General features: G+C 66.0%; 13 protein-coding genes and 1 tRNA gene. 6 read left to right on the plus strand and 8 right to left on the minus strand.

Annotation, left to right across the window (positions count from 1 at the left end; translation table 11 throughout):
- Positions 1-89: 89 nt before the first annotated feature.
- The 3 genes from QZ755_RS07985 to QZ755_RS07995 all read right to left on the minus strand — a co-directional run bounded on the left by QZ755_RS07985 (position 90) and on the right by QZ755_RS07995 (position 7,005).
- On the minus strand, positions 90-2,567 hold the full coding sequence (locus QZ755_RS07985; protein WP_294321696.1) for a TonB-dependent receptor: 2,478 nt from the start codon (positions 2,565-2,567) through the stop codon (positions 90-92).
- Positions 2,568-2,720: 153 nt separating this feature from the next.
- Positions 2,721-4,859 (minus strand): NAD-dependent DNA ligase LigA, encoded by a 2,139-nt coding sequence (ligA, locus tag QZ755_RS07990; RefSeq protein WP_294321698.1) that lies wholly within the window; start codon positions 4,857-4,859, stop codon positions 2,721-2,723.
- A gap of 79 nt (positions 4,860-4,938) precedes the next feature.
- Positions 4,939-7,005: an EAL domain-containing protein gene (locus QZ755_RS07995; protein ID WP_294321700.1), complete on the minus strand. Its 2,067-nt coding sequence runs from the start codon at positions 7,003-7,005 to the stop codon at positions 4,939-4,941.
- 119 nt (positions 7,006-7,124) lie between these two features.
- Here QZ755_RS07995 and QZ755_RS08000 point away from each other — a divergent pair, with 119 nt between their 5' ends.
- Entirely contained in the window at positions 7,125-8,645 is a 1,521-nt protein-coding gene (locus QZ755_RS08000; RefSeq protein WP_294321701.1) for a fumarate hydratase, read from the plus strand.
- Between the two features lie 324 nt (positions 8,646-8,969).
- Here QZ755_RS08000 and QZ755_RS08005 read toward each other — a convergent pair whose 3' ends face one another.
- The 4 genes from QZ755_RS08005 to QZ755_RS08020 form a co-directional block, all read right to left on the minus strand.
- Positions 8,970-10,352 (minus strand): trehalose-6-phosphate synthase, encoded by a 1,383-nt coding sequence (locus QZ755_RS08005; protein ID WP_294321703.1) that lies wholly within the window; start codon positions 10,350-10,352, stop codon positions 8,970-8,972.
- Positions 10,349-12,145, minus strand: coding sequence for a glycoside hydrolase family 15 protein (locus QZ755_RS08010; RefSeq protein WP_294321705.1), 1,797 nt, complete (start codon positions 12,143-12,145; stop codon positions 10,349-10,351). The genes QZ755_RS08005 and QZ755_RS08010 overlap by 4 nt, the downstream gene beginning before the upstream one ends.
- Positions 12,142-12,912, minus strand: coding sequence for a trehalose-phosphatase (gene otsB / locus QZ755_RS08015; protein WP_366509170.1), 771 nt, complete (start codon positions 12,910-12,912; stop codon positions 12,142-12,144). The genes QZ755_RS08010 and otsB overlap by 4 nt, the downstream gene beginning before the upstream one ends.
- Before the next feature lie 63 nt (positions 12,913-12,975).
- Positions 12,976-14,754 (minus strand): ABC transporter transmembrane domain-containing protein, encoded by a 1,779-nt coding sequence (locus QZ755_RS08020; protein WP_294321706.1) that lies wholly within the window; start codon positions 14,752-14,754, stop codon positions 12,976-12,978.
- A gap of 246 nt (positions 14,755-15,000) precedes the next feature.
- Between QZ755_RS08020 and phaZ the strand changes: the two genes are divergently transcribed.
- On the plus strand, positions 15,001-16,233 hold the full coding sequence (phaZ, locus tag QZ755_RS08025) for a polyhydroxyalkanoate depolymerase (protein ID WP_294321708.1): 1,233 nt from the start codon (positions 15,001-15,003) through the stop codon (positions 16,231-16,233).
- A 55-nt stretch (positions 16,234-16,288) separates the two neighbouring features.
- Here phaZ and QZ755_RS08030 read toward each other — a convergent pair whose 3' ends face one another.
- Complete coding sequence (locus tag QZ755_RS08030; RefSeq protein ID WP_294321710.1) at positions 16,289-16,768, minus strand: pyridoxamine 5'-phosphate oxidase family protein; 480 nt, start codon at positions 16,766-16,768, stop codon at positions 16,289-16,291.
- A gap of 137 nt (positions 16,769-16,905) precedes the next feature.
- Here QZ755_RS08030 and QZ755_RS08035 point away from each other — a divergent pair.
- The 4 genes from QZ755_RS08035 to QZ755_RS08050 form a co-directional block, all read left to right on the plus strand.
- Positions 16,906-16,980 (plus strand) — tRNA-Gln (locus QZ755_RS08035).
- Between the two features lie 130 nt (positions 16,981-17,110).
- Positions 17,111-19,081, plus strand: a complete 1,971-nt coding sequence (locus QZ755_RS08040) for a hypothetical protein (protein ID WP_294321711.1) — start codon at positions 17,111-17,113, stop codon at positions 19,079-19,081.
- A gap of 199 nt (positions 19,082-19,280) precedes the next feature.
- Positions 19,281-19,658 carry a hypothetical protein gene (locus QZ755_RS08045; protein ID WP_294321712.1) on the plus strand — a complete coding sequence of 126 codons (378 nt, stop codon included), beginning with the start codon at positions 19,281-19,283 and terminating at the stop codon, positions 19,656-19,658.
- Positions 19,655-21,027 (plus strand): relaxase/mobilization nuclease domain-containing protein (locus QZ755_RS08050; protein WP_294321714.1); only part of this gene is annotated, 1,373 nt, incomplete at its 3' end. The genes QZ755_RS08045 and QZ755_RS08050, both read left to right, overlap by 4 nt.

Consider the following 21,027-nt stretch of genomic DNA (forward strand, 5'->3'; position numbering starts at 1 on the left):
AAAATGGCCTTAGCGCAAGCGGCCCCCAAACGAAAACCGCCGCCCCGTTGCCGGGACGGCGGTTGCCGTTTGGTGGGTCCGGGTAGGGCTTAGAAGCCGAACTTGATCGAACCGATGACCGTGCGCGGGTAGCCGACCGAGAAGTTCGGGTTGCCCGACAGCGCATCGACCTGCGTGCTGATGTTGCCGAAATACTTCTCGTCGAACAAGTTGCGGACGTTCACCGAGAAGCTGGTGCGCTTCAGGCCGTACTGTTCGAGGCTGAAGCGCGCGTCCAGATCGACCAGCGTATAGGCACCGACAACGACGTCGTTGACGTCGGTCGCGAAGCGCTCGTCGACATACTTGCCCTGCACGCCGACGTTCAGCGGACCGTAGTTGAACTCCGCGCGACCACCGAACTGCCATTCCGGCGTTTCCGGCACCTTCTTGCCCTTCGTCTGCGCGATCGCCGTGCCGGCGGTCTGCACGTTCGAGAGCAGTTCGGTGTGGGTGTACGACGCGATCGCGGTCAGCCCCAACCAGGTCGTCGGACGGACCGTGACGGTGCCATCGAAGCCATAGCTTTCCACCGCACCGATGTTGCGGTCGAACGAGATGCCCTGATCGAAGTCGAACGAGGTAACGATACGGTTCTTGTACTTGATGTACCAGCCGGTCAGCTGCGACTGCACCATGCGGCTGTTGTAACGAACGCCGAGATCGAACGAGTCGGTCTTTTCCGGCTGCACGCCGATGAACGGGGCGCGGTACAGATTGTCCGTGCGCGGTGCCGAGAAGCCCTTGGCATAGCTACCGAACATGCTGACGTTGGTGTCAGCAAAGTTGTAGGTGAAGCCGGCGTTGGGCAGCAACGCATCATACTTATAGGTCTGCGCGAACGGCGCATAATAGGGGGTCGCACCGGTGGTCGGGACGACCGCGTTCGGGGCGATGATGCGCAGCGAGGCGACCGGTTCGCTGGTGCAATATGCGAAGCCCGAACCGCGTGCCTCGATCGGGCAGTAGGTTTCCAGGTTGCGCTTGAAGAACGGCGCGCGCAGGCCGACCTGCAGCGTGAACGCCCGGTCAAAGAAGCGGCCGATATATTCGCCCGAGATCTGGTTCAGCAGGGCCACCGACTTGCGATCACGCTGCGAGATCACGAACCCGTCGGCGGCAAGCACCGGACGACCGTTACGACCCGAGAAGATATCCTCCGGCATCCCGTTCGAATAGAGATAGCCCCATTCGCCGGTCTGACGGTGGTTCGCATTGTCGTAGGTATAGGCGACGCGGACGCGCTGGTCGTCGTTGAAGTCGTAGCGGAGCGACGCGATGCCAGTGTAGCGGTTGGTGTTGGTGATGTTGGGCGAGAAGAAGCGCACCGTGTCGCGGAAGTCGCCGTCACCGTTGAAATCGACACCCGGCGAGGTCGTCAGGCTACCCTTGGCGCGCGCCGAGTTCTCGGCCAGCGTCGAGGTGCCGCCGCCATGGGCCAGCGTGTACTGGTACGAACCGTCGAGCGTCAGCGTCAGCTGATCGGTCAGCGAGAAGCGCGAATTGGCGCGGACGTTGCCGGTGTTCGACGGGTTGACGCGAATGCCGTAATAGTTCGAGCAGTTGTTCGCCGCCTGCGCCGTGCCGTTGACCGGGGTCGGCGTCGAGCAGAACTCGTCATTCTCGAAATTGTTGACGGTTTCGAACTGGCTGTCGGTCAGGTCGATGCGGATCGGGTTCGACGGCGATGCATTGGCATTCGCCGGGATGACCCCGGTGCCGAACAGGGTGCGCATGTCGCCCACCGAGACCGAACGGTAAAAGTTGTTCCGGTTCTCGTTGTAATGGCCCGAGATGCGGATGAAGTCGCCATTGTCGCCGAGCGGCTGGTAGATGCCCGCGTTGAACTGCTGCTTGCGGATGCCGCCCGGACCACGGAACTTGTCGTTCGACGCCTTCGACGCCGACAGGAAGGCGCGCGTGCCGAACGAGGTCAGGTTGCCGGTTTCGATCAGGCCGAACACGCGGTGGAAATCATAATCGCCGTACGAGGCGACCAGCGTCGCCGACAGGGTTTCCGACGGAATCAGCGTGCGATAGTTGATCGTGCCACCGGCGGCCGATGCGGTCGGGCTGTCGACGTCGGTCGCGCCGAGGTTGACGTTGATCTCGTCGATCAGCTCGGGATCAAGCTGCTGGTTCGAATAGATCGCGTAGTTGCCCGAATCGTTCAGCGGGAAACCATCGAAGGTCAGCGACACGCGGTTGTTGTCGAAGCCGCGGATGCGGATGTTGCCGCCGGCCGAACCGAACGGATCGCTCTGGGTGAAGTTCACGCCCGGCACGATGTTCAGCGCGTCGAGAACGGTGTTGCCTGGCGCCTGCTTCGCGATGAACTCCTGATCCAGCACGACGCGCGCCTTGGGGCTGTCGGGAATCTTGATGCCGTCGACGCCGTTCTGGACGCTCGAACCGGTCACGACGATTTCTTCCGATTCGAAATCGGTCGAACCGGTCGACTGCGCAAAGGCCGAAGCAGGCAGGAGGAGCGCGGCGAAGGCCACGCCGGCATAAAGCTTGGTGTTCATAAGTCCCCTTTGAATCGCAGTGTCTGGCGCGACTCGAGTACGCTGGTTCAGGCGGTGGCATTCACCGTCCCGGCGCCAATGAACGCGCCATATTTCTATTTTGCGACAACCGGAAGCGGGGAACTCAGTCTCTTTCGGTGCGTTGCAAAAACGTCACGTTGTTGCAGCGGATACGATCTCCGCCCACCCCGCTTCGTCGATTACGCGGATGCCCAGTTCCTCCGCTTTCGCCCGCTTGGACCCCGCATCGGCACCGACCACGACCAGGTCGGTCTTCTTCGACACCGACCCTGATACGCGCGCGCCCAAGGCGTCCGCCTGCGCCTTTGCCTCGTCGCGGCTGAGGGTTTCCAGCTTGCCGGTAAAGACGATGGTCTTGCCGGTCAGTTCGGACGCGACCGCCTTGTGTTCCACGGGCAGGGGGGTGACCTCGCCGAGAAGATCGTCGACCACCGCGCGATTATGCTCCTCGGCAAAGAAGGCGAGCAGCGCGTCGGCGACTTCGGGACCGATGCCCTGGGTCTCGACCGCCGCCACCAGCGCACGGCCGCGGCGCAGCACGAACTTGCGGTCGTTCTCCCCGATCGCCGGCACGGTTTCGGCGCGCACCACCAGCGCGCGCTGGATCATCTCTAGGAATGCCTCGATCGTGCCATAGCGGCGGGCGAGGTCGCGGGCGGTGACTTCGCCGACATGGCGGATGCCGAGCGCGAAGAGGAACCGGTCCAGCCCGATGCTGCGCCGCGCATCGATCGCGGCGAGGAGCTTGTCGACGACCAGTTCCGACATGCGCTCGCGCTGGACCAGTGCGTCGCGGTGGGTGTGGAGGCGAAAGATGTCGGCGGGCGAGGCGATCAGCCCGTCGCGAAAAAACGCCTCGACGCGGACGAGCCCCAATCCGGCAATGTCATAGGCGTGGCGCGACACGAAATGGATCAGCCGCTCGACCCGCTGCGCCGGGCAGACGAGGCCGCCGGTGCAGCGCACGACGACTTCGCCTTCGCCGCGTTCGGCCAGCGACCCGCATTCGGGGCAGCTGGTCGGAAAGGCCCAGGGGTCACGGGCCTCGTCGCGGGTCAGGTTCTCGACGATCTGCGGGATGACGTCGCCGGCGCGCTGCACCACGACCCGGTCGCCGGGGCGTACCCCCAGCCGTTCGATCTCGTCGGCATTGTGCAGCGTCGCGTTGGTGACGACGACGCCGCCGACCGTCACCGGCTCCAGCCGCGCGACCGGGGTCAGCGCGCCGGTGCGGCCGACCTGGATGTCGATCGCCTTCAGCGTGGTCTGCGCGCGTTCTGCCGGGAATTTGTGCGCGATCGCCCAGCGCGGTGCCCGGCCGACAAAGCCCAGCCGTTCCTGCCAGTCGAGCCGGTCGAGCTTATAGACCACGCCGTCGATATCATAGGGCAGGTCGGCGCGGCTCCCCTCGATCGTGCGGTACACGGCAAGCGCTTCGCTGGCACCGTCGCAGCGCTGAAAGGCGTCGGCGATCGGGAAGCCCCAGTCGCGCAGCGCCGCGACCACGCCCGCCTGGCTGTCGGCGGGAAGGGCGGCCACCTCGCCCCAGCCATGCGCCAGGAATTTAAGCGGGCGCGTGGCGGTGATGGCGGCGTCCTTCTGCCGCAGCGATCCGGCGGCGGCGTTGCGCGGGTTGGCGAACTGCCGTGCCTTGGCCGGATCGGTGGCTTCGGCGAGCAGCCGGGCGTTGAGGCCGGCAAAGTCCGCCTTGGCCATGTAAACCTCGCCGCGCACCTCGAACACGTCCGGCGCGGCGGCGGGCAGCGTCCGGGGAATGTCGGCGATGGTCGCGACATTGGCGGTCACATCCTCGCCCACCGCGCCGTCGCCGCGGGTCAGGGCGCGGACCAGCCGGCGATCCTCATAGCGCAGCGAACAGGACAGGCCGTCGATCTTCGGCTCGGCGGTCAGCGCGACGGATTCGGTATCGGTCAGGCGCAGGAAACGGCGGACGCTGGCAACGAATTCCGCGACGTCATCATCGGCAAAGGCGTTGTTGAGGCTGAGCATCGGGCGGGCATGGGCGACCTTTGCCAGATGCCCCGCTGGCGTCGTGCCAACCCGCAGCGACGGAGAGTCGGCGCGGACGAGGGCGGGAAACGCAGCCTCGATCGCCCGGTTGCGGCGGACCAGCGCGTCATATTCGGCATCGGTCATCTCCGGCGCGTCATCGCCGTGATAGGCGGTGTCGGCACGGGCGATGCGATCGGCCAGCTCCGCCAGTTCGGCGCGGGCGTCGTCTTCGGTGGCGGGCAGGGCTTCGCTGGTCATGGCCGACCGCTATCGGGGCGATGCGGGGCGATCAAGGGGGTGCGGGTTGCGAGGGGGACGGACGGCAGGACGCGGAGCGTTACGCCCCAGCTTCGCGTCCGGCGGCGCGGCGGATCGTCACGCGGCGTTCGACGACGATCGGGTGGTCGAAATGCAGCCCGGCGCGGCCATCCTCGGCCCAGCGCAGCGTCGCCGCCGTCCATTGTCCGCCACCGGTATCGATGCGCAGCGTCGTGCCGATCGCGGATTCGTCGAAATCGACCAGGTCGATCAGCGCGCCGTTGCTCGACAGGTCGCGGATGCGGGCCGAGCGACGGGTGCCGTTGACCTCGATCGTGGTCGACCGCAGCATCCGGGTGCGCGGCGAGCGTGGCGCCTTGGGACCGCGGGGCGTCAGCGCGCCGCCCTCCGCCAGCAATCGCGCCGCCGCCGCCCCGTTGTCGAGCGGCTGGCCATAGACGAAGCCCTGCACGTCGGTGCAGCCCAGGTCGCGCAGCGCGGTCAGTTCGTCGTGATATTCCACGCCCTTGGCAGTGATGTCGAGGCCCAGCGTGTCGGCCAGCGTCGTGATGGCGCGGACGACTGCGGCGTTGCGCCCTTCCGGATCGCCGATCCCGCGTACGCACGACCGATCGATCTTGATCCGGTCGAATTGCACGCGGCGCAGGCACGACATCGACGCCTGTCCCGCGCCGAAATCGTTGAGCGCGATGCGCACGCCGATGCCGTGCAATGCCGCGAAGGTGCCGATCGCGGCACGCATGTCGCGCAGCACGGCGGCTTCGTCGATGTCGAGTTCGAGCCGTTCGGGCGGCAGGCCCGACCGGGCGACGGCATTGGCGATGATCGCGGGCAGCGCGGGGTTGCCGAACTGCGCATCCGACAGGTTCACGGAGAGGCGCGGCTGGCCCGGCCATGTGGCGGCATCGTGGCACGCGGTGCGCAGGACCCATTCGCCGATCGATTCGATCAGCTTGCTCTCCTCCGCCACGCCAAGGAACTCGGCGGGCAGCAGGGTGCCGCGCGTGGGATGTTCCCAGCGCAGCAGCGCCTCGAACCCGGTGATGCGGTTGTCGTCCAGCGCGACGAGCGGCTGGTACACGATCCGCATCTGGTCGAGCGACAGCGCGACGCGCAGATCGTCCTCCATCTGCCGCCGCGACCGGGCGCCATCGAGCATTGCATCGTTGAAGAAGCGGGCGACGCCGCGCCCGGCGTCCTTGGCGGCATAAAGGGCAAGGTCGGCATGGCTGACCAGTGCATCGGGGGTGGTGCCATGGTCAGGCGAGACGGCGATGCCGACCGAACAGCCGATCGACACCGCCGCGCCGTTCAGGAAATAGGGCTGGGACAGCGCAGTAATGATCGCCTGTGCCAGCGCGGCCATTCCCGCCCGGCTGCCGATGCGCGGCAGGATGACCTTGAATTCATCACCGCCCAATCGCCCGACCAGTCCGGCATCGCCGACGGTGCGCAGCAGCCGCTGCGCCACCTGCTTGAGCAGCGCATCGCCGACCGGATGGCCCATCGTGTCGTTGACCGCCTTGAACCGGTCGAGGTCGAGCAGGAACAGTGCGGTGCCGTCATAGCCCGGCTGGGCTAGCGTCTGTTCCAGCGACATCCGCATCCGTTGCCGGTTGGCAAGGCCGGTCAGGCTGTCGAACAGGGCAAGGCGGGTGATCGCCGCGTCGGATTGCTGGACGGCGGCGATGTCGGTGCCGGTGCCGACGAACCCTTCGAACCGGCCATAGGGGTCGGTGAACGGGCTGCCCGATACGGTCCAGTTGCGATCGCCCTGTCCCGATGCCGCCGGCGTCACGACATAGTTGGTGAAGGCGGTGCGCGCCGACAGGTGAAAGGCGATGGTGCGTTCGGCATCGCCCTGTGCCGATTCGTCGCCGGCGATACGCAATATGTCGATCAGTGGCCGGCCGAGCGGATCGATGCCGGCGGCGTCGAACACCGCGACGATCTTGTCGCTCAGATACGAAATCCGGCCGTTGCGATCGGTCTGCCAGAACCAGTTGGGGCTGTGGTTTTCCGCCTCGCGGATCAGGCGATGGTCGCGGTCGGCCGGCGCGCGCGCGCTGTCGTCGGTCCCCTGGACCAACGACCGCAGTGCCGCCTTCAAACCGCCGCTCGTCAATGCGCTTCCCCTGCGTGATGCGGGGCAAGGATAGCGTCACATAAGTGAACGAATTCTTTGCACGGGCGGGCCATCCCCCTGTAGGGCGAGAAAGATTTTCGACAGACATGGACCCCAGGATGACCGTCACCATCACCGAAGCCGACCTGATCGACAGCGTCGCCGACGCGCTCCAGTTCATCAGCTATTACCATCCGATGGACTATATCCGCGCGTTGGGAGAGGCCTATGCCGCCGAGACGTCGCCCGCGGCCAAGGACGCGATCGCGCAGATCCTGACCAACAGCCGGATGTGTGCGGAGGGGCATCGCCCGATCTGCCAGGATACCGGCATCGTCACGGTGTTCGTGAAATGGGGCCAGAATTGCCGCCTCGACAGCGACCGGTCGTTGCAGGAGGTCGTCGACGAAGGCGTGCGCCGTGCGTATCTGCACCCCGAGAACAAGCTGCGCGCCTCGATCCTCACCGACCCGGCGTTCACCCGGCGGAATACGAAGGACAATACGCCCTCGGTGCTGCACGTCGAAATGGTGCCGGGGGATACGGTATCGGTCGATGTCGCGGCCAAGGGCGGCGGGTCGGAAAACAAGTCCAAGTTCAAGATGATGAACCCCAGTGATTCGATCGTCGACTGGGTGCTGGAGATGATCCCGCAGATGGGTGCCGGCTGGTGCCCGCCGGGCATGATCGGCATCGGCATCGGCGGCACGGCGGAAAAGGCGATGCTGCTCGCCAAGGAATCGCTGATGGCGCCGATCGACATGGGCCAGCTGAAGGCACGCGGGCCGCAGACCGACATCGAGGCGCTGCGGATCGAGCTGATGGACAAGGTCAATGCGCTTGGCATCGGCGCGCAGGGACTGGGCGGCCTGTCGACCGTGCTGGACGTCAAGATCCTCGACTGGCCGACCCATGCCGCATCGAAGCCCGTGGCGATGATCCCCAATTGCGCCGCGACCCGCCACGCGCACTTCACGCTCGACGGCAGCGGCCCGGCCTATCTGGAGCAGCCGAACCTTGCCGACTGGCCCGACGTCAACTGGACGCCGGACAAGGCGGCGATCCGCGTCGACCTCGACACGCTGACCCCCGAAGTCGTCGCGACGTGGAAGCATGGCGACCGGTTGCTGCTCAATGGCAAGATGCTGACCGGCCGCGATGCCGCGCACAAGCGGATCGCCGACATGCTGGCGAAGGGCGAGGCGCTGCCCGTCGATTTCCGCGGGCGCGTCATTTATTATGTCGGGCCGGTCGATCCGGTGGGTGAGGAAGTGGTCGGCCCGGCCGGCCCGACCACCGCGACCCGCATGGACAAGTTCACCCGCATGATGCTCGACCAGGGCCTGCTGGCGATGGTCGGCAAGGCCGAGCGCGGCGCCGATGCGACCAAGGCGATCGCCGAGGCCAAGTCGGCGTATCTGATGGCGGTCGGCGGCGCGGCGTACCTCGTCGCGCGTGCGATCAAGGGATCGAAGGTCGTCGGGTTCGAGGACCTCGGCATGGAAGCGATCTACGAGTTCGAGGTGCAGGACTTCCCGGTGACCGTCGCGGTCGATAGCGAGGGGCAGAACGTCCACCACCTCGCGCCGCTCGTGTGGCGGGAAAAGATCGCGAAGGAGCGGTTGCTCGAGGGGGCGTGATCCTGGCTCAGGGACGGGCGGGAGCGGATGACGCTCCCTTCCGTCATTCCCGCGAAGGTGGGAATCCATAGACACTGACGTTGCGGATAGAAGTGCGAGCGTTGCGTCTATGGGTTCCCGCCTTCGCGGGAACGACGATGGGGCGGACAACCTGTCCCCCTCAACGTCGTCATCCCGGCGCAGGCCGGGATGACGGGGGTGCGTGACCTGATCCTTCCCAGTCACGTCACCCCAGCGCAGGCTGGGGTCTCCCGGTAATGGAACGGGACAAGGGCCGCGCGAGACTCCGGCCGGCGCCGGGGTGACGAAATGCTCGGCTGGACGCTACCCTGCGTTCGTGTCCACCGACAGCGCGCCGATGAACCGCTTGCGCCACCATATCACGTCCTCGTCGACGACATTCTCGATCATCGCCTGCCACCGGTCGATCCGTTCGGCGCGTGGCATCCGTAGCGCCTTGTCGATACCGTCGGCGATGTCTTCGGCGCTGTACGGGTTCACCATCAGCGCCCCGACTGACAGCTGCTGCGCCGCCCCGGCAAAGCGCGACAGGATCAGCACGCCCGGATCGCGTGGGTCCTGTGCCGCGACATATTCCTTTGCCACCAGGTTCATGCCGTCGCGAAGCGGCGTGACCAGCCCGATCCGCGCCGCGCGGTAGATGCCGGCCAGCACCTCGCGCGGATAGCCCTTGTTCACATAGCGGATCGGCACCCAGTCGGTATCGGCATAGGCGCCGTTGATCCGCCCCGACATCTGTTCGAGGGTGTTGCGGATGTCGCGGTACGTCTGCACCGCGGTGCGCGATGGCGGCGCGATCTGCAGCAGATACACCAGCGCCCGCCGGTCGGGATGGTTCTGCAGGAACCGTTCGTAGCCCGAGAACCGCTCGGGCAAGCCCTTCGAATAATCCAGCCGGTCGACGCCCACGATCAGGCTGCGCCCGACCGCGCTTTCCAGCTGGTTGAGCTGTGCCGCCCGCGCCACCGGCCCGGCGGCGCCGGCGATGAAGTCCTTCGCCTCGATCCCGATCGGGCAACTGATCGCGCAGATCGTGCGCCCGCCGACGGTGACGTTGTTGCCCTCGACCGTGCCGCTCATCTCCTCCTTCACATAGTTGAAGAAGCTGTCGAGCCATTCCTCGTTCTGGAACCCCACCACGTCGTACGCGAACAGCGCCTCGACCATGCGGCGATGATCGGGCAGCGCGGTCAACAGCCGGCGCGGCGGCCACGGGATATGCAGGAAGAAGCCGATGCGGTTGGTCACCCCCTGCTGGCGCAGCACCCAGCCCAACGGGATCATGTGATAGTCATGGACCCACACCAGATCGTCTGGCTGGATATGCGGGCCGATGCGTTCGCCGAACACCCGGTTGACGCGTTCATAGCCGCCCTGGAAATCGCGTTCGAACTCGGTCAGGTCCAACCGGTAGTGGAACAGCGGCCACAGCGTGCGGTTGGCATAGCCGTCATAATATTCCTCGACGTCCTGCTCCGAAAGATCCATCACCGCGCTGGTGACGCCGCCATAGGTCTGGAACCGCAACTCGCGATTGTCGCTGGTGTCGCCCGACCAGCCGAACCAGATACCGTCCTCTTCGGCGAGCGCAGCGTTCAGCGCGACGGCAAGGCCGCCCTGCGCGCCGCCGCCGGTGCCCGGCTGCGGGGCCTGCACCCGGTTCGAGATGACGATCAAGCGACTCATCTGACGACATTCCATGACTTGCTCAACAGGACGGCGGAATTGATCATGCCGACCAGCGAGTAGGTTTGGGGATAATTGCCCCACAATTCCCCGGTTTCGGGGTCGATATCCTCGGACAGCAGCCCGGCGGGCGTACAGCGCGACAGCATCTCCTCCAGCAATTCGCGCGCATCCTCGTCGCGCCCGGTCGCGTGCAGCGCCTCGATCAGCCAGAACGTGCAGACATTGAAAGCGGTATGCGGCAGGCCGAAATCATCCTCGATCGCATAGCGCAGCATGTGGCTGCCGCGCCTGAGGCCCTTTTCCACCGCCTCCAGCGTGCCGATGAAGCGGGGATCGCTGGGCTCGAGGAAGCGCAGGTCAAGGAGCTGGATGATGCTGGCGTCGAGGTCGTCGCCGCCGAAGGTCGCCGACATGCGGTTCGTTTCCGGCCGCCATGCCTCGCGCTCGATCTTCGAGCGCATGGCCGTCGCCCGGTCGCGCCAGAAGATCTCTCGCTCGGTAAGGCCGAGCGTACCGGCGACGTTGGCGAGCCGGTCGCACGCTGCCCAGCACATCGCCGCGCTATAGGTGTGGACATGGCTCTTGGTGCGCAGTTCCCAGAGGCCTGCGTCGGGCTTGTCATAGGCTTCCCATGCCCGCTCGCCGATCGGCTCCAGCGCTTCGAAATCGGCCTGCTTGCCGACGCGGAACAGCCGCTGGTCGAAAAAGCCCTGCGCATTGGACAGGATGATCTGGCCATAGGCGTCGTGCTGGACCTGTTCATAGGCCTGGTTGCCGACGCGCACCGGCCCCATGCCGCGATAGCCGTCCAGCCCTTCCGCCTCGCGCTCGACCAGCGTCGCTTCGCCGCCGACGCCGTAGAGCGGCTGGATCTGCCCGTCGGCGGCATTGTCGACGATGTTGCGGAGATATTCGAGATACCCCTCCAGCACATCCAATGCGCCGAGGCGGTTGAGTGCCTGCACGGTGTAATAGGCGTCGCGAATCCAGCAGTAGCGATAGTCCCAGTTCCGCCCGCTATTCGCATGTTCGGGGATCGAGGTGGTCAGTGCGGCGACGATCGCGCCCGTTTCCTCATGCTGGCACAGTTTCAGCGTAATCGCGCTGCGGATCACCGCCTGCTGCCACTCGATCGGCGTGGCGAGGCCGCGCACCCAGTGCCGCCATTCGTCTATCGTGTTCTTCAGCATCCGTTCGATCGAAGCGGGCAGCTCGTCGGAAAAGCTCTCGTCCGGCCCAAGGAAGAAATGCAGCGTGCGTTCGACGCGGAACAGCCGCTCGTCCTCGATCCAGCCGACCGGTGCGCTGGTTGACAGGCGGATCGCCTCCTGATCCAGCAGGTAGCGAATATGGTTCGACCCGCGCGTGCGCTCGGCCGGCGCGCTGCCCCAGTCGACCGAGGGGCGCAGGCGCACGCGAATGCGGGGGGACCCGGCCAGCGGCCGGACGATCCGGCAGAACGCGACCGGACGGTACATCCGGTCGTGCCGCTTGAAGCGCGGGCAGAAGTCAACGACCTCGATCGCGTTGCCCTGCGCGTCGACATGGCGTGTCACCAGCACCGGCGTGTTGCGGATATAGGTCTGCTGCGTCTCGACACAGCCGTCGAGGTCGATTTCCCAGAAACCAAACGCCCCGTCCGACGCGCGCCGCCGATCGTCGAGCAGCGACGAAAACGCCGGATCGCCATCCACCCGCGGCAGGCAGCCCCACACGAACCGCCCGTTGCGGTCGACCAGCGCCGACACCTGGCAATTGCCGATCGGCCAGAGGTCCATCGTCGCGGTCATGCGTTGTTCTCCAGCCAGTCGAGGAATGCGGCAACATCGTCCAGCCGATAGGCAGCGGCAGTGTCGCGCATCGGCCCGATCAATATGCCCGCCCCGCCGTGATGCGCGGCGACCACCATGCCGGGTTCGTCGGTCAGGTCGTCGCCGACGAACACCGGCGCGTGGCCGGCAAAGGGGGCGTCCTCGCACAGGGTCGCGATCGCGGTGCCCTTGTCATGGCCGGCCATGCGCAGTTCGATCATCATCTTGCCTGCCTGTGCGGTCAGCCAGTCGCGCTGGGCGAAGGCATCGACCAGAGCGTGTGCCTCCTGTTCGACCTCCGGAGCGCCGCGATAATGGATCGCGACGCCCAATGTCTTGATCTCGATCACGATACGGGGATCGTCGGCGAAGCGATCGGTAAAGGCGCGCTCGGCGGCGGTCAGGCTGGCGGGGCGATCGGGCAGCAGGGTGTCGCCACCGGCCGGGCGGATTTCGGCGCCATGGCTGCCGACGACCGCGAAGTCGCGGATCGTGTCGCCGAGGAAGCCGTCGATCTGTGCGATCGACCGCCCACTGACGATCGCTACCCGTCCGTCCAGCCGCGCGGGCAGGCGGGCGAGCAAGGCGTGGAGCGCCGGATCGACCGTCACCGCATCGGGCTTATCGGCCAGCTCGACGAGCGTACCGTCGAAATCGAGGAACAGGCCGGCATCATCGAGCAGGCCGGCGGGCGGGGGAGGGAGGTCCTGGTACGGCATCACGTTCGTGAACGCGGCGTCGGGCAAAATCGTTTCGCAGGTGCGGTGTATTTTGGCGAATGTCCTTTGTCGTAGGGGATGACGCTCCCCTCAACCCGCTTCGTGGAACTGCAGGTTCGCCAGCCGGGCATAGAGGCCGCCCTGCGCGATCAGCTCCGCGTGCGGCCCGCTCTCCACGATGCGGCCCTGCTCCATCACGATGATCCGCGACGCCGCGCGCACCGTCGCCAGCCGGTGGGCGATGACCAGCGTCGTGCGGTTCGCCATCAGCCGGTCGAGCGCATCCTGTACCAGCCGCTCACTCTCCGCATCCAGTGCCGAGGTCGCTTCGTCCAGCAGCAGGATCGGCGCATCGCGCAGCAGCGCGCGGGCGATCGCCACCCGCTGCCGCTGCCCGCCCGACAGCCGCGCCCCGCCTTCACCCAGATACGTGTCCAGCCCTTGCGGTAGGTCGCGCAGGAACGTGCTGGCATTGGCGGCATCGGCGGCGGCCCAGAGCTGTTCGTCGCTGGCGTCCCAGCGGCCATAGCGCAGATTGTCGCGCGCCGATGCGGCAAAGATCACCGTTTCCTGCGGCACCATCGCGATCCGCGCACGCACCGCCGCCGGATCGGCATTCCGGACGCCGACCCCATCCACCGCGATCCGCCCGCTTTCCGGATCGTAGAAGCGCTGGATCAGCTGGAACAGCGTCGACTTGCCTGCACCGGACGGGCCGACCACCGCCACCGTTTCCCCCGGTGTCACGTCCAGCGTGAAGTCGGACAGCGCGGCGACTTCCGGCCGGGTCGGATAATGGAAGGTCACGCCGTCGAACGTCACCGCGCCGCGTGCCGGTTCGGGCAGCGCGACCGGGTCGGCCGGCGCGGCGATGACCGGGCGCTGCGCGAGCAGGTCGGCCAGCCGCCCGGCGGCACCCGATGCGCGCAGCAGGTCGCCATAGACTTCGGTCAGTGCGCCGAACGATCCCGTCACCAGCGCGGCGGTCAGCACGAACGCCGTGATCGCGCCACCGGTCGTCCGCCCCGCGGCGACGTCGCTCACCGCATCCCACATGATGAGGGTTATCGCGGCGAACAACATGCCGATGACGAACGCGGTCATCACCGCGCGGGTGGCGAAACGCTTCTTGGCGGTGGCGAAGCCGCGATCGACCGCGGCCTCGAACCGTTCGCCCTCGCGCCCTTCCTGTCCGAACGCCTGCACGATCTTCATCGCGCCCAGCGTTTCGGATGCGACCGATCCGATGTCGGCGATCCGGTCCTGGCTGGACCGCGACAATTTGCGCACCCGCCCGCCCAGCCACATGATCGGGAACACGATCACGGGTATGCCGACGATCAGGTACAGCGTCAGCTTGGGCTGCAGGCTGAACAGGTAGATCACCCCGCCGACCCCGACCAAGAGGTTGCGCAGCGCGACCGACACGGTGGTGCTGACGATCCCCTCGACGATCGCGGTATCGGCGGTCAGGCGCGACGCGATCTCCGATGGCCGGTTCTCCTCGAACCAGCCGGGCGACAGCGTCAGCAGGTTGCGATGCACCGCCACGCGCAGGTCGGCGACGGTCCGCTCGCCCAGCCACGACACGAAATAGAACCGCCCGGCGGTGGCGATGGCCAGCACGACGACGACGCCCAGCAAGCCTTCGAAATAGATGCCGATGTCCGTCATGCTCGCCCCGTCGGCGAACCCGTTGTCGACCACCTTCTGAAAGGTGCGCGGGATCCACAGCGTCGCGACCGCGGCGGTGATCAGCGAGACGAGCGCGCCGATCAGTTGCAGCTTGTAGCGAAAGGTGAAGCGCCAGACGAGCTGGAGCGCCGGCAGCATCTTTGCGCGGTCGGGGGCGGGGGGCGTGTCGGCCATGACGCGCTGCCTAGCGCCTGCCAGCGGCTATCGCAAAGGGAACCTCCGACCACCTTCGTTGCTTGAACGTATCGAAGGGCGCCAGGCACGGTGTCCGCCTCCGGGCCTTCGGGACGCGGGACAGGGGTGCGCTTTCAGCGTCGGGACAGGTTTGGCGTACGACGTTCGAAGCGTTGCCGATGGCAACGAATCGCTATATTTTCACTGGTACGGGTAGTTCCCGTCAGAGAAGGTCCGGGGATGCCCATGTTGTACGACGCATATGAATGGCAACGCTCGCTGCTGGCCGGGGCCAGCGCGATGGCGAATTTCGGCGCAGGCCTGTTGCAGAACCCCAGCAATCCGTTCGCCTATTTCGGCGGCGGCCCGGTGCTGGGATCGGCGTTGCAGGTGTTCGCCCACGCCGCCGCGCCGCGCGGCAAGCCGGCGTTCGGCATCACCGGTACGACGGTCGACGGAAAGCCGGTGGCGGTGCGCGAGGAAATCGTGCTGCGCCGCCCGTTCGGCCAGTTGAAACGCTTCGTCCGCGACGGCGTGGAGGGCGGTCCCAAGCTGCTGATCGTCGCGCCGATGAGCGGCCATTATGCGACGCTGCTGCGCGGTACCGTCGAACGGATGCTGCCGAGCGCCGATGTGTACATCACCGACTGGCGCGATGCGAAGCTGGTGCCGGTGGCCGATGGGCGCTTCGACCTCGACGACTATATCGATTATGTCGTCGCCTTCCTCGAAAAGATGGGCGAAACCGGCGACGCTCGGTCGCATGTGCTGGCGGTGTGCCAGCCCTCGGTCCCGGTCTATGCCGCGACGGCGCTGATGGGCGCGGACCGGCATCCCAACCGTCCGCGCACGCTGACCATGATGGGTGGGCCGATCGACACGCGCGAGGCGCCGACCGCGGTCAACACGCTGGCGACGCAGCGCCCCCACGCCTGGTTCGAACAGAATGTCATCGCGACCGTGCCGATGACCTATCCGGGTGCCGGCCGCCGCGTCTATCCGGGCTTCCTGCAGCTCGCCGGGTTCATGAGCATGAATCTGGGCAGCCACATGATCTCGCATTACGAGATGTTCAAGCATCTGGTGCAGGGCGATGGCGAGGGAGCGGGTACGACGCAGCGCTTCTACGAGGAATATCGCGCGGTATGCGACATGACCGCCGAATTCTATCTCCAGACGATCGATCTGGTGTTTCAGACCCATGCCCTGCCCGAAGGCACGATGAAGCATCGCGGGCGTGCGGTCGATCCGGGCGCGATCACCGATACGGCCGTCCTGGCGATCGAGGGTGAGCGCGACGACATTTCCGGCCTGGGCCAGACCCGCGCCGCGCTCACGCTGGCAACCGCGCTGCCCGACGCCATGAAGCAGTACCACATGGCGCCGGAAGTTGGCCATTACGGTATATTCAACGGCTCGAAATGGCGCACCCGCATCGCGCCGGTGCTGGAGGAATGGATCGCCACCCATAACGGGTGATCGCTGGCCGACGCATTGGAAAGGGGCGGGGGTGCAACCCCCCGCCCTTTTTTGTTCAGACGTCGATGACCGCGTGGCTGCCGGCTTCGTCGCTGCTCTTGATCGTCTGGCCGGTGAACATCTTCAGCTTGCCGAGCAGCGACTGGTCGGTTTCCCACACCTCGGCACTGTCGAGGTCGAAGCGCAGCATCAACAGCGACGGGTCCTGCCGGCCCTGTTCGTACCAGGCCTCGACCGGCTTCGACCAATAGCGGTCGATCACCGCCGGATCGGTTTCCTCGGTCAGCGTACCGCTGATGCAGGCGAACAGGTCATGGCCCTTGGCGACGAACTGCACCATCGCCGGGCCGCCCGACGCGGCACGGTTGTCCCGCTTGGTATAGAACCAGAACTCGCTGTGCGCGTCCTCGTCCAGCACGGCGTACATCGGCTCGCTATGCTGGTGCTTGCCGGTCAGGCCCAGCATGACATACGGGTTGGCCGCCATCGCTTTCCACATGGCGTCGCGGATTTCAGCGGGGCTTTTGGTCGACATGGATTTTCCTTCCTGGACAATGCCTCCTCCCAACGACCCAGAGGCGTGAGGTTTCCCACGGCACCCCCACGCAAACCCCATTGCGAATCCCGGCAGTTCCCCCTAGTGCCTCCCTCCACCGCGCACGCCGCGGTCGCTGGGGCGTCGCCAAGCGGTAAGGCACCGGTTTTTGGTACCGGCATTCGTAGGTTCGAATCCTGCCGCCCCAGCCATCTGCCTGAAATCCCAGCCAATTGGCTGCTAAGTGTTTGAAGATGCTGGCTGACTATAAGGGTCGGCCGTTGGCACCTGCACAATTGTGCATCGGATTGTGCCAATGCGCTGGCCGGGAAGGCCGCGGTTTTGGACTGTCTTCAGCATGTATATCGGCGCGGGCATATTTTTTGGTGGCGCCGAATTCACCGTTTATTGGATAATGGCACCCTAGATGTCCGGCTGTCGCTGCGGACCACCGACCGGAAGGCAGCGCGCAACATGGGGGCGGCGCTCACGGCGGTGACGCCGAGGGTGCTGGAGATGCTCGACAGGCGGGCCAGGCAGAAGACCGATATCACCGAGCAGGAGCTCCAGGCGATCGCCAAGGCGATGTACGAGGAGCGGCTGGCGGAGGTTTGCACCCTGCAGCGATCGACGCCGTACGATGTCGAGAACCACTCGGCCGCCAATCTGGCGTTCGTCGACTATTTCGAGCGGCTGAAGAACCAGGGCGGTCGCATGTCCTTCCTGCCAGCCGAAGAGCGAAAGTTGCAGGCGGAGGGCTGGAGCGCGCAGCGGATCGCCGACCTGCGCAGGATCATCGCCATGCGGGAGGAGCAAGGGGCCGACCCGATCCGGCAGGACGAGATCGATCGCCATCTTGCCGCCGCCGGCTTCGCGGTCGATGACCGGCTGCGCTGGATGCTGGAGCTAGCCCTCTATCCGGCCTACCGCGACGCCTATGCCGCCGCAGAGGCGCAGCTTCGAAGTGCGGCCACGCCCGGGACGGTGGCGCCTGGCAATTCGGCCACGCCTGCACCGGCGCAGCCGTCACCTTCGCCCGTCGCTGGCGTTCATCCTGCGCCGGTCGGTACGGCTCTGGGGGTGCCAGAGGACTGGCTGCATTGTACCCCCGTCGAGGCGGCGGAACGGATGATCGCCACGACGCCCCGCCTGTTGGAGCATCGCAAGGGCGGCAAGCGCGAGAAGGATAGCGTCGGCGAACAGACGCTTCGCCAGATCCGCTGGGCCGCGGTGCTGCTGCAGAAGTCGCTGCCGCCCGGCACGCCGATGTGGCGGGTTACCAAGGCGGACATCGTCAAGCTCGACAAATGGTTCGATCAGCTCTCCGTCAACTATGGCAAGGCGGCTGGCGACCACGACCTCGGGCAAAGCCTGGAACAGGCGGCGGCCGTGTTCGCCGATCGAGTCGAGACGGGCGATGTGCCGATGGATCAGATCGGCTTGTCCACCGGCACCGCAAACAAGCATTTCAACAAGCTGGGCCAGATTCACAGCTTCACGCGCAAGGCGGTGCACATCGCCGAGCCGATCGACTTCGGCGAGTTCACGGCCCCGATCGACAAGGACGAACGCGAGGCGCGGCTGCGCTATACGCGTGAGCAGGGCGAGGCGATCTTCCGCCTGCCGCCATGGACCGGCTGCGTCGGCGTCGAGGAGCGGCTGAAGCCCGGCTCCAAGGTCATCCACGATGGCCTGTTCTATCTGCTGCTGCTGGTATGGTACACCGGCGCGCGGCGCGAGGAATTGGCCAAGCTCATGCTCGACGATGTCGAGGAGCGGCATGGCATCGACTATCTGCTGATCCGCCCCACCATCACCGGGCGGATCAAGAACAAGTCCGCCCGGCGCGTGATCGTCATTGCCGACGAACTGATCCGGCTTGGCTTCCTGCGCTATGTCGAGGCGATGCGCGCGGCCGGGGAGCAACTGCTGTTCCCCGAATTCGTGCCCGGCGGCGATACCAAGCGGAAGCTGGGCGACGTCTTCTACAAGCTGTGGTGGATCTATATCGCGCCGAGCGTGCCTGACCGGAAGCGCGGTCAGGCGATGCACTCCGCCCGCCATACCGTGTCGGACGAGTTGAAGGACCAAGAGGTCTTCATCGAGTTCCGCAACGATCTGCTCGGCCATAAGGGGACCGGTGGCGAGGGCATGACCCGCTATCCGGGCCGTGCCTCGCTCGAGAAGCTCAAGGCCACGGTGGCGAAGATCCCGATCGTCACCGGCCATCTGTCCGACCAGCGGACCATTTGCCTCCTGCCGCAGAAACTGCGGCAGGCGCGCCCGACGCGCGCGAAAGGGGGCCGCGCATGACGCGCCCCGAGCCAGCCCGGCGGGCTGGGCAGAACAGAAGAACGAGGGTGCGCACCCAGGTGAGAAGGAGCACGCGCTCCGGCTCTCGCCTGCGCCCTGAAGAGGGAGGAAATAAGGTAGCAGGATGGGTGGTGTATGACACCACCGGCCGCGCAGCGGGGCCTGCTCCGCGCCGAAGGCTTGTCGCAGGAGAAACGGCGTGAGCCAGAATGACGCGGGCCGAGCTCCTCGGAAGGCGCGCGGCAAGCGTCCGCCGAGGAAGGATTCCGGCAACCGCATCGTCTTCCGGGTGACTGCCGAGGAGCGGCAGCGCTTGGTCAGCGAGGCCGGCGAAGTGGGAATTTCCACCTACGTTCGCGCCCGTCTGTTCGGTGGCGGCGTGCGCAATCGTGATGCCCTGCGCAAGATCGCCGCGCTGCACGTCGCGGGTCGCCGCATCCAGCAGCTGGCCGAGACGCACGATGTCGACGAGTTCGTGATCGCCACGACGCTCGGCGACGTGTGCACCGCGATCCTGGGGTTGGTCGACGAATTGGACGATGTGGTGGATGGCGATGAAAAGGCCGACACCCCGTGATCGTGAAACGCATCCCGGCGCGCCCGGCCGGGCGCAATGCGACCACCGAGCGGGCGAGGCATGCCCGCAACCTTGTCGACTATCTCCGGCAGCCCGAGAAGCAGAGCGAGGAGAAGGATTATCAGGTCGCCTATATGCTGCGCGAGAAGCTCGGCGGCACGAAAGGCGAGCGCCTGTTCCATATCGGTGGTCGCAACTTCGTCAGTACCGCCATCGAGGGGCAACGCGCAGAGATGATCGCCGTCGCGCAGGCGGCGACCCGCAGCCCCAATCCGATCGACCACTGGCTGCTGAGTTGGCGTGAGGGCGAGTTGCCGACACCCGCCGAGATCGACGAAGCGGTCGGCATGTTCCTCGGGCATCTCGGCGTCAGCGACCAGCCGTGCATCTATGCTTGCCATGGCGACACCGACAATCGTCACGTCCATATCGCGCTCAACCGCTATGATCCGCTTGCCCGGCGGATGATCGAGATCAACGACGGCTTCACGCTCGAGGCAGCGCATCAGGCGGTTGCCCTGATCGTCGATCGGTTTGGCTGGCAGGCCGAAGCCGATGCTCGCTATCAGGTGTTCGATGGTCGGGTGGTGATGAGTGCCGGGGCAGCGACGCGCGTCGATGCGGATCGGAAACCGATCTCGCAGAAGGCCGCGGCGTTCGAAACCCGGACGGGCTATCGTTCCGCGCACCGAATCGCCCAGGAGGAAGCCGTGCCCCTGATCCGGGCGGCGCGATCCTGGGACGCATTGCATCGCTCGCTCGCCGAGGTTGGTATCAGCTATGACACCATCGGGACGAACGGCGTCATCCTGTCGGTTGGAAACGAGAAGGTACGAGCATCGGCCGTCGATCTGTCGATCACCCGCGTGCGCTTGGAAAAGCGCCTTGGAGACTTCGTCCCGCGGGCGGCCGCTGTGGAAATCGCGGCCCGTGACGCGAAGAGGGATCGGCTAGCTAAGGCCTTCAGGGCTGATGAATATCGCGGCGAGCTCGAACGGTGGAAAAGGTGGCAGAAAGCCAAGCGCGACGCCGCATCGTCAGAGCATACCACCGATCGTGCACGCGCAGCTGCCCTGGCCAGGCAAAAGGCGCCCAAACGGCCCGCTCCCAATTTGGAAAGCTGGTATTATGAGCAGGGGGAAGGTGCCTTGGCCGAAGCGTGGCGTCATCGCCATAGCGCAAGGGCGTTCCCCAGTTTCGGAGTGGGGAGCGGCAAGCGCCCGACCGACCTGCCGTCGATCGATGGATTTCATGCCTATCCCTGCTCGGACGGCGTCCGCTACGCCCGGAAAGCCGATGGTCCCACAGCCTTCCTCGACAGGGGTGAGACAATCGACGTGATCGCACGGGACGAGGCGGCCATGCTCGC

Origin of the sequence: uncultured Sphingomonas sp., assembly GCF_913776855.1 — a bacterium.
Classification (GTDB): domain Bacteria; phylum Pseudomonadota; class Alphaproteobacteria; order Sphingomonadales; family Sphingomonadaceae; genus Sphingomonas.

Excerpts from the sequence above, each read along its gene's own strand:
- QZ755_RS08000 (WP_294321701.1), top strand. The coding sequence starts at position 7,125 with ATGACCGTCACCATCACCGAAGCCGACCTGATCGACAGCGTCGCCGAC.
- QZ755_RS08020 (WP_294321706.1), bottom strand. The coding sequence starts at position 14,754 with ATGGCCGACACGCCCCCCGCCCCCGACCGCGCAAAGATGCTGCCGGCG.
- QZ755_RS08030 (WP_294321710.1), bottom strand. The coding sequence starts at position 16,768 with ATGTCGACCAAAAGCCCCGCTGAAATCCGCGACGCCATGTGGAAAGCG.
- QZ755_RS08010 (WP_294321705.1), bottom strand. The coding sequence starts at position 12,145 with ATGACCGCGACGATGGACCTCTGGCCGATCGGCAATTGCCAGGTGTCG.
- ligA (WP_294321698.1), bottom strand. The coding sequence starts at position 4,859 with ATGACCAGCGAAGCCCTGCCCGCCACCGAAGACGACGCCCGCGCCGAA.
- phaZ (WP_294321708.1), top strand. The coding sequence starts at position 15,001 with ATGTTGTACGACGCATATGAATGGCAACGCTCGCTGCTGGCCGGGGCC.
- QZ755_RS07985 (WP_294321696.1), bottom strand. The coding sequence starts at position 2,567 with ATGAACACCAAGCTTTATGCCGGCGTGGCCTTCGCCGCGCTCCTCCTG.
- QZ755_RS08005 (WP_294321703.1), bottom strand. The coding sequence starts at position 10,352 with ATGAGTCGCTTGATCGTCATCTCGAACCGGGTGCAGGCCCCGCAGCCG.